The 15,326-nt window shown below is 29.5% G+C and carries 20 protein-coding genes and 2 pseudogenes; 17 read left to right on the forward strand and 5 right to left on the reverse strand.

Going from position 1 to position 15,326, the window contains the following annotated elements; all coding sequences use genetic code 11:
• Positions 1-310: 310 nt before the first annotated feature.
• From ACWJKE_RS14900 to ACWJKE_RS14910, 3 genes are read left to right on the forward strand one after another with little or no spacing between them, the layout of a single operon-like run.
• Positions 311-1,078, forward strand: coding sequence for an ABC transporter ATP-binding protein (locus ACWJKE_RS14900; RefSeq protein WP_216302432.1), 768 nt, complete (start codon positions 311-313; stop codon positions 1,076-1,078).
• Positions 1,065-3,068, forward strand: coding sequence for an FtsX-like permease family protein (locus ACWJKE_RS14905; RefSeq protein ID WP_216302433.1), 2,004 nt, complete (start codon positions 1,065-1,067; stop codon positions 3,066-3,068). The genes ACWJKE_RS14900 and ACWJKE_RS14905 overlap by 14 nt, the downstream gene beginning before the upstream one ends.
• A gap of 13 nt (positions 3,069-3,081) precedes the next feature.
• Complete coding sequence (locus tag ACWJKE_RS14910) at positions 3,082-3,225, forward strand: hypothetical protein (RefSeq protein WP_216302434.1); 144 nt, start codon at positions 3,082-3,084, stop codon at positions 3,223-3,225.
• A 61-nt stretch (positions 3,226-3,286) separates the two neighbouring features.
• Here ACWJKE_RS14910 and ACWJKE_RS14915 read toward each other — a convergent pair whose 3' ends face one another.
• Positions 3,287-4,012, reverse strand: coding sequence for a LytR/AlgR family response regulator transcription factor (locus ACWJKE_RS14915; RefSeq protein ID WP_216302435.1), 726 nt, complete (start codon positions 4,010-4,012; stop codon positions 3,287-3,289).
• Positions 4,013-4,431: 419 nt separating this feature from the next.
• On the opposite strand from ACWJKE_RS14915, the gene ACWJKE_RS14920 reads away from it, so the two are divergent.
• From ACWJKE_RS14920 to ACWJKE_RS14950, 7 genes and pseudogenes are all read left to right on the forward strand, one after another.
• On the forward strand, positions 4,432-5,727 hold the full coding sequence (locus ACWJKE_RS14920; RefSeq protein ID WP_216302436.1) for a sensor histidine kinase: 1,296 nt from the start codon (positions 4,432-4,434) through the stop codon (positions 5,725-5,727).
• Between the two features lie 48 nt (positions 5,728-5,775).
• Positions 5,776-5,904, forward strand: a pseudogene (locus ACWJKE_RS14925) (ATP-binding cassette domain-containing protein); the annotation flags it as partial.
• Positions 5,905-6,263: 359 nt separating this feature from the next.
• Positions 6,264-6,509, forward strand: a complete 246-nt coding sequence (locus ACWJKE_RS14930; RefSeq protein WP_216302437.1) for a hypothetical protein — start codon at positions 6,264-6,266, stop codon at positions 6,507-6,509.
• Between the two features lie 2 nt (positions 6,510-6,511).
• Positions 6,512-6,961, forward strand: a complete 450-nt coding sequence (locus tag ACWJKE_RS14935) for a hypothetical protein (protein WP_216302438.1) — start codon at positions 6,512-6,514, stop codon at positions 6,959-6,961.
• 311 nt (positions 6,962-7,272) lie between these two features.
• Positions 7,273-7,743 carry a hypothetical protein gene (locus ACWJKE_RS14940; RefSeq protein WP_216302439.1) on the forward strand — a complete coding sequence of 157 codons (471 nt, stop codon included), beginning with the start codon at positions 7,273-7,275 and terminating at the stop codon, positions 7,741-7,743.
• Positions 7,744-8,227: 484 nt separating this feature from the next.
• The gene (locus ACWJKE_RS14945; RefSeq protein ID WP_462958921.1) at positions 8,228-9,358 is read left to right on the forward strand and encodes an MATE family efflux transporter; all 1,131 of its coding nucleotides are present in this window, start codon (positions 8,228-8,230) and stop codon (positions 9,356-9,358) included.
• Positions 9,359-9,554: 196 nt separating this feature from the next.
• A complete protein-coding gene (locus ACWJKE_RS14950) occupies positions 9,555-10,004 on the forward strand; it encodes a MarR family winged helix-turn-helix transcriptional regulator (RefSeq protein WP_216302441.1) in 450 nt (149 codons plus the stop codon).
• 255 nt (positions 10,005-10,259) lie between these two features.
• Here ACWJKE_RS14950 and ACWJKE_RS14955 read toward each other — a convergent pair whose 3' ends face one another.
• Positions 10,260-10,958 (reverse strand): DUF1129 domain-containing protein, encoded by a 699-nt coding sequence (locus ACWJKE_RS14955; protein ID WP_216302442.1) that lies wholly within the window; start codon positions 10,956-10,958, stop codon positions 10,260-10,262.
• Positions 10,959-11,292: 334 nt separating this feature from the next.
• Between ACWJKE_RS14955 and ACWJKE_RS14960 the strand changes: the two genes are divergently transcribed.
• The 7 genes and pseudogenes from ACWJKE_RS14960 to ACWJKE_RS14990 all read left to right on the forward strand — a co-directional run bounded on the left by ACWJKE_RS14960 (position 11,293) and on the right by ACWJKE_RS14990 (position 13,869).
• Positions 11,293-11,472: a hypothetical protein gene (locus ACWJKE_RS14960; protein WP_216302443.1), complete on the forward strand. Its 180-nt coding sequence runs from the start codon at positions 11,293-11,295 to the stop codon at positions 11,470-11,472.
• 362 nt (positions 11,473-11,834) lie between these two features.
• A complete protein-coding gene (locus ACWJKE_RS14965; protein WP_216302444.1) occupies positions 11,835-12,020 on the forward strand; it encodes a cysteine-rich CWC family protein in 186 nt (61 codons plus the stop codon).
• A 108-nt stretch (positions 12,021-12,128) separates the two neighbouring features.
• Positions 12,129-12,302 carry a hypothetical protein gene (locus ACWJKE_RS14970; RefSeq protein WP_216302445.1) on the forward strand — a complete coding sequence of 58 codons (174 nt, stop codon included), beginning with the start codon at positions 12,129-12,131 and terminating at the stop codon, positions 12,300-12,302.
• A gap of 105 nt (positions 12,303-12,407) precedes the next feature.
• Positions 12,408-12,599 (forward strand): annotated as a pseudogene (locus tag ACWJKE_RS14975) (AAA family ATPase); the annotation flags it as partial.
• Between the two features lie 115 nt (positions 12,600-12,714).
• Complete coding sequence (locus ACWJKE_RS14980; protein ID WP_216302446.1) at positions 12,715-13,365, forward strand: TetR/AcrR family transcriptional regulator; 651 nt, start codon at positions 12,715-12,717, stop codon at positions 13,363-13,365.
• An 18-nt stretch (positions 13,366-13,383) separates the two neighbouring features.
• Entirely contained in the window at positions 13,384-13,560 is a 177-nt protein-coding gene (locus ACWJKE_RS14985) for a hypothetical protein (RefSeq protein WP_216302447.1), read from the forward strand.
• Positions 13,561-13,596: 36 nt separating this feature from the next.
• Entirely contained in the window at positions 13,597-13,869 is a 273-nt protein-coding gene (locus ACWJKE_RS14990) for a hypothetical protein (RefSeq protein WP_216302448.1), read from the forward strand.
• A 116-nt stretch (positions 13,870-13,985) separates the two neighbouring features.
• On the opposite strand, the gene lepB is transcribed toward ACWJKE_RS14990, so the two are convergent.
• The 3 genes from lepB to ACWJKE_RS15005 are packed head-to-tail and all read right to left on the reverse strand — an operon-like array spanning position 13,986 to position 15,322.
• Positions 13,986-14,525, reverse strand: coding sequence for a signal peptidase I (gene lepB, locus ACWJKE_RS14995; RefSeq protein ID WP_216302449.1), 540 nt, complete (start codon positions 14,523-14,525; stop codon positions 13,986-13,988).
• Positions 14,526-14,547: 22 nt separating this feature from the next.
• Complete coding sequence (locus tag ACWJKE_RS15000; protein ID WP_216302450.1) at positions 14,548-14,787, reverse strand: hypothetical protein; 240 nt, start codon at positions 14,785-14,787, stop codon at positions 14,548-14,550.
• Positions 14,771-15,322: an RNA polymerase sigma factor gene (locus ACWJKE_RS15005; RefSeq protein WP_216302451.1), complete on the reverse strand. Its 552-nt coding sequence runs from the start codon at positions 15,320-15,322 to the stop codon at positions 14,771-14,773. Before ACWJKE_RS15005 ends, ACWJKE_RS15000 begins: the two co-directional genes overlap by 17 nt.
• Between the last annotated feature and the right edge of the window lie 4 nt (positions 15,323-15,326).

The following is a 15,326-nucleotide window of genomic DNA, read 5'->3' on the forward strand; positions in this document are numbered from 1 at the left end:
GAAGTAAAATAAATATATAAAAATGCTTGCTACTATATTTAGTAGCAAGCATTTTAAATTTTTACAAAAAAACAAGCAGATGTTACAAATGATAGGGTACAAATAACATTTATGAGGTGAATGAATAACGTTTTTACTTTTTTATAAAAATAGATGCTGACAAAGTTATACTAAATATATAGGAGAGGATTTATCACATTTGGTGATGAAACCTTACAAAATGGTAATGCTACGGTAAGGTTAATCGATAGTTGAAAAAATAAAAAAATGATAAAGTAGTGTAAGAGATAAGAAAAGAGGAGTGATACAGATGAATACAATTTTAAAAGTTCAAGATATCGAAAAAGTATATGGGAATAAAGGTAAAGTTACACATGCATTAAATGGTGTTTCTTTTGAAGTTAATAAAGGTGAATTTTTGGGGATCATGGGTTCTAGTGGAAGTGGGAAAAGCACATTACTTAACTGTATCTCTACCATTGATACTATTACATCAGGACATGTATATGTAGACGAAGAAGATATCACTCTTTTAAGTGGAAGTAAGCTTTCCAAATTTCGACGCGCAAAATTAGGATTTATGTTTCAAGATTATAACTTATTGGACACATTGACAGCATATGAGAATATATCACTAGCCTTATCCATTAATCATTGCCCTGTAAATAAAATGAAAAAAGAAATAGATAATGTAGCTTTGGCTTTAAATATAGAGAAAGTACTTAATAAGTATCCTTATGAAATGTCTGGAGGACAGCAACAAAGAGTGGCAGCAGCTCGTGCTATTGTGTCTCATCCATCTTTACTTTTAGCAGATGAACCAACAGGAGCACTTGATAGTAAATCTGCAAAAATGCTATTAAAAAGCTTGGAAGATTTAAATCGTAATCAAGAGACCACAATCCTTATGGTAACTCATGATGCGTATAATGCAAGCTTTTGTAAAAGAATTATTTTTATTAAAGATGGGAAAATATTCAATGAATTAAACAAAGGTAGTAACGACCGAAAAACCTTCTTTAATAGCATCATGGAAATTGTTTCTGTCTTAGGAGGTGAGGCTGATGATGTTTTTTAAGCTTATTTTTAAAAATGTACGTAGGAGTATTAAAGACTATGTGGTCTACTTTTTGACATTGGCCCTGGCGGTTAGTTTATTTTATGCATTTAATTCAGTGGCATCCCAACCAGGATTAAGCAAATTATCGTCTGTAATGAAAATGTTTAGCAATATTTTGACTCAATATATAGGACTTATATCAAAACTTATTGCTGTGATTCTTGCTTTTGTTGTACTATATGCAAATCAGTTTATTATGAAAAGAAGAAAGAAAGAAATGGGAATGTATATGACACTTGGCATGAACAAGTGGCGCATTTCATCTATCTTTGTGGGGGAAATTGTTTTGGTTGGTATATTTTCCTTAATAATTGGATTAGGTATAGGGGTGATATTGTCTCAAGGACTTTCAATAATAGCATTAAAATTATTTGGAACTGACATGTCTTCATTTCAGTTGTCTATATCTGTTCCGGCTATAAAAGATACAATTATTAACTTTGCTATTATTTTTGTGGTTGTTATGATATTTAACACGCGTTCGATTTTTAAAGTAAAATTAATTGATTTATTGACAGCAGACAGAAAGAATCAAGAATTGCGAGTTCATAATAAATTGATTTCATTTTTATTATTTGTTACATCAGCAATTTGTATGATTTTAGGTGCATACATACTTTCAAGTACTGGACTTAACCAAACAACGCTGCCTAAAGTTATGGTACTTATAGGAGTTAGTATTCTATTATTTTATTATACCGCGTCTAGTGTAATGATTTCGTTTGTTCAAAAAAATAAACGTATGTACTTTCATGGATTGAATCCATTCTTATTTAGACAAATTGGTAGCAAGCTTCAGACAAATTATATTGTTATCACAGTTATTAGTGGATTACTTTTGTGCTCGCTTGTAGTGCTTGGAACAGGGTTTAGCCTTATTGGTGAAATGAAGAATATAGCGAAGCAATCTACACCTTATGATGTTACCATTATGTTGCCTGTGAATAAGAGTAAAGTAACTCCGCTAGAGAAATCCAAAAAAGATGGAATTCATATGCAAGATAATTTGAAGGATTATTCTGAGAGTATTCTATATGTTGCGGGTTATACCTATGGAGATATGTTTACGGGGCAAGTCGTGAAATTAGCTACTGTTGATAAGGACTTGTTAAAATCTAAAGTTGCCTTTATGTCAGAGACGGACTTTAATAAACAAATGGTTCTTCAAAAGGAGAAGCCAATTAGATTATCTAAAAACCAATATCTTATAAATGCAACGTACAAGAACACAATGTCTTATGTAGATCATTTTTTAAAAAGCAATGGGAAGATTACAGTTTCTGGTCAAGAATTAACACCACAAAGATCAGAACATATAAAAAAGACATTTGCACTAATTGAACCCATAGGTGCAAATGATAAGGGAACAATTATTGTACCAGATGAAATTGCTACAAAGTTAATACCAGAATCATATTTATTAAACGGTGTTTATAAAGCAAACGTGAACAAAGATTTATTGTTCAAACAGATGAATAAAATATGGACTGATGAAGCGGTTGATGGGAAAATTTACTTCATAACAAAAGATTTTATGGAGAATGCGTATTTTGGAACATATGGAGTTCTTGGATTTGTATGTACTTATGTTGGTCTTGTGCTTATTATAATTTGTTTGGCAGTACTTGCACTTCAACAATTAACTGAAACGCAAGATAACAAAAAACGATATCAAACATTAGCCAATATAGGTGCTGATGGAAGAATGATTCGCAGAACATTGTTTCTACAGATTGGGATTTACTTTATTTTGCCACTCATTATGTCAATGGTCTTATCTACGTTTATTACTAAAGCAGTAATAAAGAAAGTGGAGTTATCCATTCAAATGGCTATTGGTACAAATATGGTGCCTAGTTTCGCAATTATTATCGCATTGTATATGGTGTACTTCATTGCAACTTACGAAAATGCAAAACAAATTATCATCGAACAAAAAATAAAATAAAGGAGAGGATAATATGGGAAATTTTTTATTGGATTTAGGAGTATCTGAAGGAATTATTCAAACTATTAAATGGTGGTCGCCAGCCCTTGGAGGAATTGTAGCCATAATTGCTATAGTTATTGTTGTGAAGATTATTGAACGTAAGAAAAACAAATAAATATTGAGGTAAAATCATGGAAGAAATTAGAAGGCCAGAAAAGGCAAAGGCAGGAGATGATTTAATTTATTAGATTTTTTATACCTCTAGTGGATATAAGACATTCTTCTCCGTTTATCATATATGCAATACGCTTTTTTCTATCTATTTCTTTAACGTTATCTTTATTAACTATAAAGGAATTATGACACCTACAAAATCGATCATCTAGTCTATCTTCTAATTCTTTCATTTTACTATAAAACTCTACTTGTCTATTTTTACAATATAAGATTACTTTATGTATAGTTGCAGATGTTTCGAAAAAGATGATTTCATTAAAATCAACATTAATTATCTTATCTTCCACTTTAATAGAAAATACTCTTTGAAGTTCACATGATTTAGCTTTATATTTATCGTGAGCATTTTTTATACATTCACTTATTCTTTGTTGTATATTAGTATAATTATCTTTTATAATATAGTCCATAGCTTCAACTTTGTATAAAAAGGTTAAATAACTCATTTCAGCATGGGTAGTTACAAAGACTATAAATCCTCGAGGATCATATTCTCTTATCTTTTCAGCTAATGTAATTCCATTAAGATCAGAATGTAAATCAACGTCTAAAAAATATAAACCTGAAATACTCTTATCCTCTATTGTATTTAGTATTTCATATGGGTCATGAGTACTTAACTTAAGTTCCATATCATAATTTTCAATTAATACAATGTCTTTTACAATATTTTCTAGCTTCTCTTTTTGAACTATATTATCTTCACAAATAAAAATTTTTAGCATGGTTTGTCCCCTTTTGTCATTATATTTAGTAAATATTGCTTATAAACAAATTTTTGCTTTATTAAAATATTTTAACATAAACAACCTATTTATGTTCAATTTTTATAAAAAAACAAGCAAGTTTTACTTACAGCTTTAGTTTTTATATTTATAAATCTATTATTATTAAATAAGGATTTATTTAATTTAACAATGTTTGCGTTACTACTTCAAAGTTTAAGCATCTTACCTTGTACATATAAACTACTCAAAAATAATTATAATAATTATGAAAAATATGAACTTATTTAGTTGAAACACTCATAATATGGGATTATTCCTATATTGTGAGTGGATTTTTTATTTATTGCAATTTATGTATGTTTTATACTATAATTGGAATGGATGTTTTTACTATGAGATAATGGGGGTTAATAATAATGGAATACCATTTTAAGGTGCTATTATCAGTAATTGTGATGTTAATTACCTTTAGAAATATTAGCCCATATAAATTTAATATTAAAGAATATGTTATTATGATGCTTACTATAGTATCTATTTATATATTGCTATTCTTATTTGAGCCTAGACTAGCTCAAATAGCGGTATATTTTACACCCGTATTTTTTCTTTACAAAAAGAACAACAAGATAATAAGGAGTTTTATATTACAAATAATAGTATGTTTAGTAATAATATTTGTAGATAATTTTACTTCAAGCGTATTCTCAAAAATATTTGGGGGAAAAATTTTTTTATCTACTCTAGTGTATTATAGTGTTTTATCGATTATATCATTAATAGTATATGTCCTCAGTAAATTTATAGGGAAATTACTAATGCGATATAATGATTTCATATTTGAAAATGGTAAGTCAAAATGCTTTATTTTAATTAATATACTGTTAGTACTTTCATTTGGTTTATTTTATGTAATTTATAATTGGATTAATTTTTATGATGATGGTTATATATCAGAAAAAACCACACTTCCAATTGTAGTATATGGGTCTATCATGATAATTATATGTATCTCTCTATTTTTTGTGCTAAAGAAAGAAGCGAAATTCAAATATAAACAAATTCAGTTAGATAATCTGGAGCAGTACACTAATAACTTAGAAAATCTATATATGGACATGCGTAAGTTTAGACATGACTATATAAATATAATTTCATCAATGGCAACGTTTATTGAAGAAAAGGATATTGAAGGTTTAGAACAACATTTTAATAAAAATATTTATCCTTTAAATAATAAAATGAATAAAAATAATTATAAACTTGGTCTGTTAAAAAACATAAAACTACCTCAAATTAAAGGTTTAATATCAGGAAAAGTAATTCGGGCTCAAGAATTAGGGATAGATATAATAATTGATATAGTAGAACCTATAACAATTATTAAGATGGATATAATAGATTTGAGTAGATGCTTAGGAATAATTTTGGATAATGCTATTGAATCAGCCTTAGAAAGTGAAAAGAAAGTAATTGATGTTGCATTAATAAACAAAATCAATTCTGTAATCCTAGTTGTAGCAAATACCTTTAAAGGCGATATCCCTGCTTTATCTAAACTATTTAAAGAGGGATTCTCTACCAAAGGCGAAAATAGGGGACTCGGACTAAGTAATTGTAAAGATATGATAGGTAAATATAAAAATATTTCATTAGATACATCTATATCTGATGTACAATTCATTCAAGAAATTACTGTAAGTAATAAATAGGTAACATCAATGGAACCAAAACGGCAATAGTGAATACATATATTCACTATTAATAAAAAGGTTGGTTCCTATTCATTAGGAATGAAACAACGTATAGGTATAGCTCAATCAGTATTAACATATCCACCATTATTAATATTAGATGAGCCTACTAATAGACTTGACCCCAATATGATTTAATATTAATGTTACTTGGAGCAGAATATAATCTTTTATGGAACATATTAAGAAGTACTAGGGTTACGGTGCTTCTTTATATTTGTAAGCATATGCTACAGTAAGTGCCATTGGTGCCATGTTCAAAAAGGATATTACGCATTAATTCCTTTGTTCTTTAAATATAAAAAAAATAATATATTTTAAAAAGTTAAATGTTATTGACTTACATTTGTTATGTAATTATAGTCTATAATAAGTGGTAGGATATTTTTTAAGAAAAGACGGTGTGCTATTAATGAAGTTATGGTTTTGAAAAAATTTATAAATATAGTTATGGAGAAAAGAAAAAGCTTTTTTATAATCCGATGTGGCATTATATGGGTAATGTAGTTGCTAATGTAATGGGTACATATTATTATAATAACAGTGGAGTAATATCATATTATTGGAATACCTTCGACCAACTACTTATTAGACCAAGTTTGATTAAAGGTTTTGACATCGAGAATTTAAAGATAATCGATGCTATAGGACAGAAAGATTTGCTTGTGAACAGTAAGCCAAATAAAAAGCAATACTCTGACCATTTACCATTATTTTTTAAAATTTATGAGGAGGTTTAATAATGAGTGATTTAGATTTATGGGGGAAGTTAGATTTAAATAATGAAGACAATGAGGAACCATTTTCAATATTAAATAAACAAGTAAAAGTATTTGAAAAGAAAGTTAATGATGTATTGTTTATAAGACTTTTAAAAATAAATATAAGTGATAGTAAATCAAAATATTCACTTTCAACAAACTTCGAGATAGTGTCTCCTAGTCTAGATAATTATTCATATACTTTGTTTACAGTGTATTCTAGAGCGGAAAATGATTACCCAATAGGAATAGAGTGTAATTATTTAAAAGATAAAAAATCAATGGATGATATTTTGAAATTGGATTATGAATGTAATAATAAAGAAGAATTTATTGAAGCTTTAAGAAATGTGCTTCAATCAGAAGAATCAAAAAAAATAGTTAGAACATTGTATCATAAAGTTGCATATAGCAGCGTGAGTATTATATAGAAAATGATGAGGCATTAAAGATTGAAAACATAATTGAAGATAGAAAAAAACAAACAGCTGGTTGAGGTGATATAGTCACTTTGGTCAGCATTTTTAATGGCTAACGTTGGCAGAAAGAGGGGTATAAGAGAAGGTTAGCTTTATATCAAGAAATTTAATTTTGGTTCTTAGATAAGTGGTAGAATGAATCCATAAGGGTATAAGGTCATTATGTTTAAAAAGCAAATGAAAGGGACTCAAATTGATTAATAAAGAATTTCCAAATAGCATTCACAGGAGTGTAGGTTATATTAGAGAAGAAAGGAGAAAACATGGTTAAAACATATATCCCAACATTGATTTTAATGTCTTCTATGCTAGTCATTACTACATTATTACTTATTAAGCAAAGAAAATTAATCATACCATCAAAGAATAGTAAATCCTTTAGGATTGTAGTGATTCTTATGGGTGCAATAGTAGGAAGTTTAATGATTTATAAAAGGCAAAAGTCCATTGATATGTTACTTGGATTAGGCTTATTTATTGAATCGTACCTTATTTCAAAATTAAAACAAGGTATTTATGAGAATGGATTTTGGGCATATGGCAATGCTTGTATGGCATGGAGTCAATTGAAAAAAGTAGAGATTTACAATAAAACAAATGAAGTGCAAATTCTATATTACAATAATGTTGGCTCCAACGAGTTAGTTTTTAAAAAGAAAAGTCTTAGTGCAATTTTGCATATTCTAAGAGAACATTTAGATGTTGAAATAATTAAGGTTATTAATAAGATATAAAGCTAAGGAGCATTATATTAGGTAAATTAATTATAAGTTAAGACATATTATTAGATGTGGGTTTTAATATATTAAATGTATATTGATATTCTGAATGTAACATAAGTGTAATTGAGTTATTAAGATGTTTCAAAAATAACTGTATACATATTTATATTTGAAACGTCATAATAACAGGACCACTAACGGTGCATATATTCTAAGACATGGGAATGATAATATGTTTACAATTTCATCTACCCCTAAAATATGTTTTATAATGGTATGGTATAAATAAATTATTGGGTACAAATAACTAGTTAATTTAGGAGTGATATTTAATTTACTAGACCTGATGATTTTAGGAGTAAGAAAAGTAGTAAGAAAGAAAAAATGAACATTATGATATATCACTTTTACTAAAAATGACCGCGTGACAAAAAAGAAAAGGCATGTTAAAATAATATTAGTCCGAAAACAGACTAATACTATTTGAGGTGAACACATGGAGCAAAAAGCAATTGAAAAACAGTTTTTTAAATTTGTAATCCCGTCCATGCTGACTATGTTGCTGAACGGTCTTTATACCATCGTAGACGGATTATTTGTCGGTCACGCAGTTGGTGATATAGGTCTTGCGGCGATTGGTCTTGTTTGGCCAATTACTGCTTTACTGCTTGCATTGGGTATGGGAATTGGAGTAGGCGGCTCTGTCCTTATGTCCACTTACAGGGGGGCGAATGACAACCAAAGGGCTAATGAGGCAAGAGCGAATACTTTTTTTGCGTTACTTGCTGTAAGTGTAGTCGTTACTGCTTTTCTCGTAATTTTTAGTCCCACCCTTGTCAGAGCTATTGGAGCAACCGGAAAGATTTATGACGCCGCGATTTCATATATCCGTATCATTGCCATCGGTGGCAGTATGCAAATCATAGCTTCCGGTTTAATACCACTTATACGAAACAGCCACAAAACCGTGCAGGCAATGATTATTATGGGAGGTGGCTTAATTGTAAATATCGTATTGGACGCCTGCTTTACCATGGTGATCCCTATGGGACTTGCGGGAGCTGCCCTTGCAACGGTTTTGGCTCAAGCAATTACAGTTGTTTGCAGTATCATTTGCTTGTGGAAGCAAAAAGAAAACAAAATCGAGCGTTCTCAATTTAAATTGAACAAAAAGATGATTGGACGAATGATGCAAATAGGCATTTCGCCCTTTGGATTATCACTCATGCCATCGCTCATTACCATATTTAATAACTGGCAGTGCCTTGCCTATGGCGGAGATTTAGCAGTTTCAGCGTATGCGGTTATCAACTACTTAATTGCTTCAGTCCTTTTGTTATTAGAGGGAATCGGAGAAGGCATGCAACCACTAATCAGCTATTGCAATGGATCGAAAAACTACAAAGCTATGAAAAAGATACGTAACAAAGGGTTTTTAGCGGTTGTCACATTCAGTGGTTTGTTTCTCTTGTTTTCAATCCCAGCACGAACACTGCTACCACAATTTTTTGCCACATCGGAAGAAACTGCAAGAATCATTGATTCGGCACTGCCAATCATCTGCGTTGCTTTTCCGATGATGGGCATTGGAAAGCTGTTTAGTTCCTATTTTTATGCCTGCGAATAAACACTCTTCTCCACCTTGCTTGTTTACTTAGACCCTATTCTTTTCACACCATTGTGCGTTTTTACATTACCACATATTTGGGGGATTAAAGGGGTATGGATGGCACTTCCGGGGGCGCAGCTATTAACCATGATCCTATTTACTATTTTACTTATTGCCCATACAATGAAATTTAGAAGCAGGGAGGCGATTTTGTATGAGCAACGAAATTAAAGATCAGGTAAAAAGTTATTATGATTATTGGTTCGGGATCAGTGCATTCTATGAAAAATGGGCGAAGTCACACGGGCTTACATCAAATGCGCTTTTTGCGCTTTATACCATCCGTGAGTATCCAAATCAATGCACACAGCGGTTTATTTGCGAAAAGCTCCTGTTTCCCAAGCAAACAGTGAGTACCATTTTGGAAACCTTTGAGAAAAAAGGATATATCCGAAAAAAAGTCGCAGATGAGGATAAGCGAAACAAGTATATCCTGCTCACGGATGAAGGACGACAATATGCTGATGAGATTCTTTCGCACTTGTTTCATTTTGAGGAACGTGCATTACTAAAGATGGATTCTAATGAAAGAACAGCCATGATTAAAAACAGCCATGCTTTCTTAAAACAATTATTACAAGCGTTAGAAGTGGATTCAGAATAAAATGAGAAAAAAACATGTAAGATGTTACTCATTTCTTCTACCGAACAAAATCTGAATAGTTCGAAACAAATATGATCAGAATGTACCAAACCAGAAGAACGACCTACTAGTAGAATTGCTTATAAGAATTGAGAGTATTATTAACCAATATTTTTCAATTTGGTGCTTAAATGATTTGATCCAAATGTTAAAATAGCAATACTAAAACAAATGCGAGTAATTCTAATATTGATCCCGAATTGTTGAAGGGCGTTATTAACTTTCCGGGATCCATAACACTTTAGATTTCATTATTTTTTTTACCCCTTTATAAACCCAATAAACTGCTATTATACCTATAATATAGCGAATATTTATGGAGAAGACTATTATAGGGCTTAATTTCGATGATAATAATAAAAGTATTATCAAACCCATAGCACTACATCCAAATATAAAATTAGCAAGATTAGAATAATGTTTTTTTGAAAGTTCAAAAGCATTTTTACCTATATAATTTATCGATATAGAAAATATTGCAACTGCAATTAAACCGTTTAATAACATAGATAATGTGTAGTCATAAGTAACATTAAAATCAGCACTTCCTTTTGCCAACTTAGGCAAGTATAAGAAAATAAAATCTACAGTGAAAATCATACAAAATCCTTCAATTGTAAGTCCTAAATACTTTTTAATTGTTTTTAGAACATGGGTTTTAGGATTTACAGCAGATATTATATTATCAGCGAATTTTTTATAATCCTCACCCAACATGCTTTTTACAGTATTACCTTCCTCTTGCCAATCTAAAAACATTCTCAATATATCACTAATAATTTCTTCTTGTTCTTCGTCACTTAAATTACTTACCCTCAAATAACAAACTATATCTGTAAATATTCTATCATTTTCTTCTGTTAGACTCTTGCTCAGCTTGAGGTTTTCTTTGATATCACTCTCTACATTGCTCATATTTTTCCTCCTCATAATTTTTAAATATATTATATTTCACTTTGATGCTATTACACATCTATAAATGGTAAAATATACATGTTTTATGGTGATTGTGGTATAATTAAATAAATTATTTGTGCCAAATTTGTAGGAACGAATGAAGTTTGAGAAACTGGGTTTCTTATTTGAAGGACGGTTATTGATGCAAATTTATAAATTGTGTATAATTTGTTCTTAAAAATAAATGATTATGTCAACATAGCAAAACATGATAAATTAATATATTTTATATAGTTCATAGGAGTATGAGAACTTCTTGAATCATAACATATAAATAAGAGGGGATGAGTTTATGGGGTTAATTACTTTAGATAAGATTGAAAGGCTTGAAAAAAAATTAGATGATATTGAAAAACATTTAGTCAGACTAGAGGTAAAGATTGACAATGCAAGTGAAGAAAATAGTTCAATTAAAAGCATTGGAACAAACATAGTTGAAATGAAAAATCAAATATGGAAATTAAAAATATAAATACATTATAATTAAAATTAGATTGTAATTGAATCAAGGTAGAAATTTAAGCTAATGTATAAGTGAAAGCTATGGATTTAAAATAGATGGAAGGTTAAGAGAACATTATTGGATTAATGAAAGTAAGTATGACCAATGTGTTTATTCTATTTTAAAATCTGAATTGTAATATATTATGGTGAATTTATAACCTAAACAATAATATATTTAGCAATTGCATTAGATAGCTCTTCATATGTATTATATTTGTACAAGTAGTAGTGTAGACAGATATTTATTAAAGTATAATATCATGTAAAATAATGTTATTATATTCATAATAGCATTTTTAAAATGTAAAAAAAGATGAAGGAGTGATAATAGTGAGAGTAGAAGGATTAGAGAGAATATGTCCACTTTGTGGACAAGACAATAATTGTAAACATGGTCAAGGTGGATGTTGGTGTGATACAGTTAAAGTCCCTAAGTACATTCTAGATTTGATTCCTAATGATAAAAAGGGTAAAGCTTGTGTATGTAAGTCTTGTTTAGAAAAACACCAGAAATAAATGAAATTAATGATTAGAGGTTAATCTTAGAAAAGTGGTGTTTAATAAATGATATAAGTATGATTTAAAAAATATCTATAATGATAAATAGAAGGGGGATGGGAGCATTTGAGACAAATAAGGATATTTAGTAACTCCAATAGATTTTGTTTAGTGACGGAAGTAAATGATTTTATCAAGAATAATAAATTGAAAATTAATGACATCCAATATAGTTCAACTGGTGGTATGTTTTCAACTCAATATTCTGTTATGATTGTTATTGAAGAAGATGAAATATAAAGTTAAGACAGAGTTTTCTTATATATCGGTGCGAGTAATCTAATATCATTAGATGTTAGGTAAGTGTAGGATATATAATAAACTGTGCTTTCCCTTTTATATCTACCCAATGATGGTTTTTTCTTAAGAGCAGAAAGCTTCTATAATATGGCTACAAATATAGACGATATAGATGCTTGCAGTTTATATGGAGGGGGTTCACTACACTCACAATCTCATGGAGAATCTTTTTTAGCAGTTATTAGGAATAGATTTAGTGGAAATGGTTTATATATTTTAGACGAACCAGAATCAGCATTTTTAATGCCTAACGTTGTAAATTTGCATAATGTTGGATTAATGACTATTGACAAAACAAGGAAAGTACAATAATATATATACATACCAACGGTCGGTATAAAAGGAGAAATAAATGGCAAGAAATAATTATCCAGAACGAACAGTAGAAAACATAGTGTCACTTTCAGCAAAACTATTTATAGAAAAAGGTTATGATAAAACAAGTATTCAAGACATCATTAATGCATTAGGTATGTCAAAAGGTGCGATTTATCATCATTTCAAGTCTAAAGAAGAAATTTTGAATAAAGTACTAGAACAAAGGTCTAATTATGCTACTCAAATGTTTAATAATTTACTTATAAATATACGGGCAAGTAATGCCAGAGAAAAACTCGTGAATATATTAGACTGTATTTTATCAGATAATAGTATACAGTCTATGAATAATGTCCTAATTTCACAAATTAAAAACCCACAGTTTGTAGTAACAGGTATTAAGGATTGTATTATTAAGGATGCTCCTAAAATTGCTAAGATCATTTTGCAAGGGAAAGAAGATGGATCCATTACAACAGACTATCCTAGTGAATGTGCAGAAGTTTTTATGATTCTTTTAAATGTATGGATTAATCCTGTTCTTTTTGAGCGTAATCTTTCGGAAACAGTTAGTAGGTTGAAATTTTTACAGCAAATGATGAAACAACTAGGTGTTGATATAGTGAGTGATCAATTGATACAAAAAACAGTGGATATTTATTCGGATATGGACGGATGCAAATAAAAGGGGAGGGATAGATTAATGGAAGTAGGGTTTATTGTAGGAAGTATATTGGCACTTGTAATATTATGTGTAGGTATCATTGGACTGATTGTAAGTAAGCATAAACGTGAAAAAAACAAATGGGCGTGGGCAGCAATTATATTTAGTGTCTGTGCACTTGTAAGTGCAGTAATTAACTCAAGGATACTATTTTGAACCAATTATTAAATGTGATTCTATAAGGAGGATATAATGAAAGAATATAATAAAAAAATATTGGATGATACAAAAAAAATATCTAATAAAACATATCAAAAAGCAATGGATGATGCACAAAAAGCAACACATCCATCACCAAAAGTTTTAAAAAAAGGTGCTCAAATGAGCTCAATTGTAGGACTTACACTTTTGACTGCTGGAGTTGCAGGTTTATTTTCTGAAAAAGAAAAATGGGCATTGGGATCGCTTATTTCTGGAATAATTGTAATTGCTACAAATTTTATAAATACAACTATAACTAAATAGGGGGTACGGTAACTATTCGTAACAAGTACATCTTGTAACAGATGTACTTGTTACTGCATTGGGTTCGCATACAGATAGTTTGAAGTGGGGCGTAAATTAAACCTTTGTCAATAATTCTAATGATTAAGAGCATCATCTCCAATTACAAATTTTCCTAATCTCTTAAATGGATATATAATAAACTGTGCTTTTCCTTTTATATCTTTACCATCTATGTACGGATTTTCCCATCTTCGGGCATCAAATGAATTAGCTCTATTATCTCCAAAAAACAAATATTTGTTTTCAGGAATTTTAAATTTTTTATCTAAATCCTCCATATATACTACATATGGCTCTTCAATTTTGCTTCCATTAATAAAAACTTGCCCCTTATTTTTTATAATAACTTCATCTCCTGGAAGTCCTATAAGTCTCTTTATTAATGGTATTTTTAATTCCTCAGAATCAAAAACTATTAAATCACCTCTTTTTAGGTTATCTTTATTATAAACTCTTGTAACGGTAATTTTATCGCCTATCTTTATAGTCGGATACATTGATTCCGAGGGAACTGTAATATTAAAAAATAGGAATTTATATATTAGAATTGCCAAGATTATTGCTACAAGTATGGGGAATAACCACTCTTTGATAAAATATTTTAAAAATTTCAATTATTTAACCTCCTCGTGAAAATTAAAATGCGATAGTTGGACTGAAAATAGTCATAAAAATACATATTAAAATCCATACCTGAATCAACAACTTCAAAAATTTTTCTGCAACCCAAGAAAGACAAGATAAACACCAACAACTGCGTTGATTTGAATTATAAAAAAGTTTTTGATATATTCTTTGTTTCGTTCCATCTGGAGGTTCAACTTCTACATCTATGAATTTAAACATTTCTTTTAAGAGTTTATCTTCTTTTATCATATAATTCATCTCCTGATATTTTGAGAAATTCTTTTTTAAAACTATTTTTTGATCTTTGTAATATGCCATCGATAGACTTTGGAGTTTTGCATAAACAATTTGCAATTTCATTTACACTATGATCATCCATATATTTGAGAATAAGGACATACTTATAAATAGGTTTCAAATTATTTAAGGTTTCTAGAATTATTTTTCTAGTTTCCAAATTTATAATCATAAATTCAATATCTTGGTTATCCTTTACATAATCGAGTTCTTCTGTGTAAGCAAAATCTTCTTTTCTAATGTTAGTTCTATAATAATTTAATATTTTATTTTTTGCTATTCCACATAGCCAAGTTTTATGGGAACTTGTACCTTTATAGTTAATGAGTCCTTTCATTGCACTGATAAAGGTCTCCTGAACTATGTCTTCGGTGGCTTCTTTGTTTGCTGCTAATCTTAAAAATACAAAAGAATAGACAGAATTAAAATTTGTTTCATATATTTTCTTGAAATTTTCTTTATTCATATTTAAAATATTTTTTATCATCTAT

It is taken from the genome of Clostridium sp. CM036, assembly GCF_055081135.1.

Coding starts and splice junctions, on each gene's coding strand:
- ACWJKE_RS15005 (WP_216302451.1), bottom strand. CDS start 15,322: ATGATAAAAAATATTTTAAATATGAATAAAGAAAATTTCAAGAAAATA.
- ACWJKE_RS14920 (WP_216302436.1), top strand. CDS start 4,432: ATGGAATACCATTTTAAGGTGCTATTATCAGTAATTGTGATGTTAATT.
- ACWJKE_RS14950 (WP_216302441.1), top strand. CDS start 9,555: ATGAGCAACGAAATTAAAGATCAGGTAAAAAGTTATTATGATTATTGG.
- ACWJKE_RS14985 (WP_216302447.1), top strand. CDS start 13,384: ATGGAAGTAGGGTTTATTGTAGGAAGTATATTGGCACTTGTAATATTA.
- ACWJKE_RS14915 (WP_216302435.1), bottom strand. CDS start 4,012: ATGCTAAAAATTTTTATTTGTGAAGATAATATAGTTCAAAAAGAGAAG.
- ACWJKE_RS14980 (WP_216302446.1), top strand. CDS start 12,715: ATGGCAAGAAATAATTATCCAGAACGAACAGTAGAAAACATAGTGTCA.
- ACWJKE_RS14905 (WP_216302433.1), top strand. CDS start 1,065: ATGATGTTTTTTAAGCTTATTTTTAAAAATGTACGTAGGAGTATTAAA.
- ACWJKE_RS14910 (WP_216302434.1), top strand. CDS start 3,082: ATGGGAAATTTTTTATTGGATTTAGGAGTATCTGAAGGAATTATTCAA.
- ACWJKE_RS14955 (WP_216302442.1), bottom strand. CDS start 10,958: ATGAGCAATGTAGAGAGTGATATCAAAGAAAACCTCAAGCTGAGCAAG.
- ACWJKE_RS14935 (WP_216302438.1), top strand. CDS start 6,512: ATGAGTGATTTAGATTTATGGGGGAAGTTAGATTTAAATAATGAAGAC.
- ACWJKE_RS14945 (WP_462958921.1), top strand. CDS start 8,228: ATGGAGCAAAAAGCAATTGAAAAACAGTTTTTTAAATTTGTAATCCCG.
- ACWJKE_RS14960 (WP_216302443.1), top strand. CDS start 11,293: ATGGGGTTAATTACTTTAGATAAGATTGAAAGGCTTGAAAAAAAATTA.
- ACWJKE_RS14900 (WP_216302432.1), top strand. CDS start 311: ATGAATACAATTTTAAAAGTTCAAGATATCGAAAAAGTATATGGGAAT.
- ACWJKE_RS15000 (WP_216302450.1), bottom strand. CDS start 14,787: ATGATAAAAGAAGATAAACTCTTAAAAGAAATGTTTAAATTCATAGAT.
- ACWJKE_RS14930 (WP_216302437.1), top strand. CDS start 6,264: ATGGGTAATGTAGTTGCTAATGTAATGGGTACATATTATTATAATAAC.
- ACWJKE_RS14990 (WP_216302448.1), top strand. CDS start 13,597: ATGAAAGAATATAATAAAAAAATATTGGATGATACAAAAAAAATATCT.
- ACWJKE_RS14940 (WP_216302439.1), top strand. CDS start 7,273: ATGGTTAAAACATATATCCCAACATTGATTTTAATGTCTTCTATGCTA.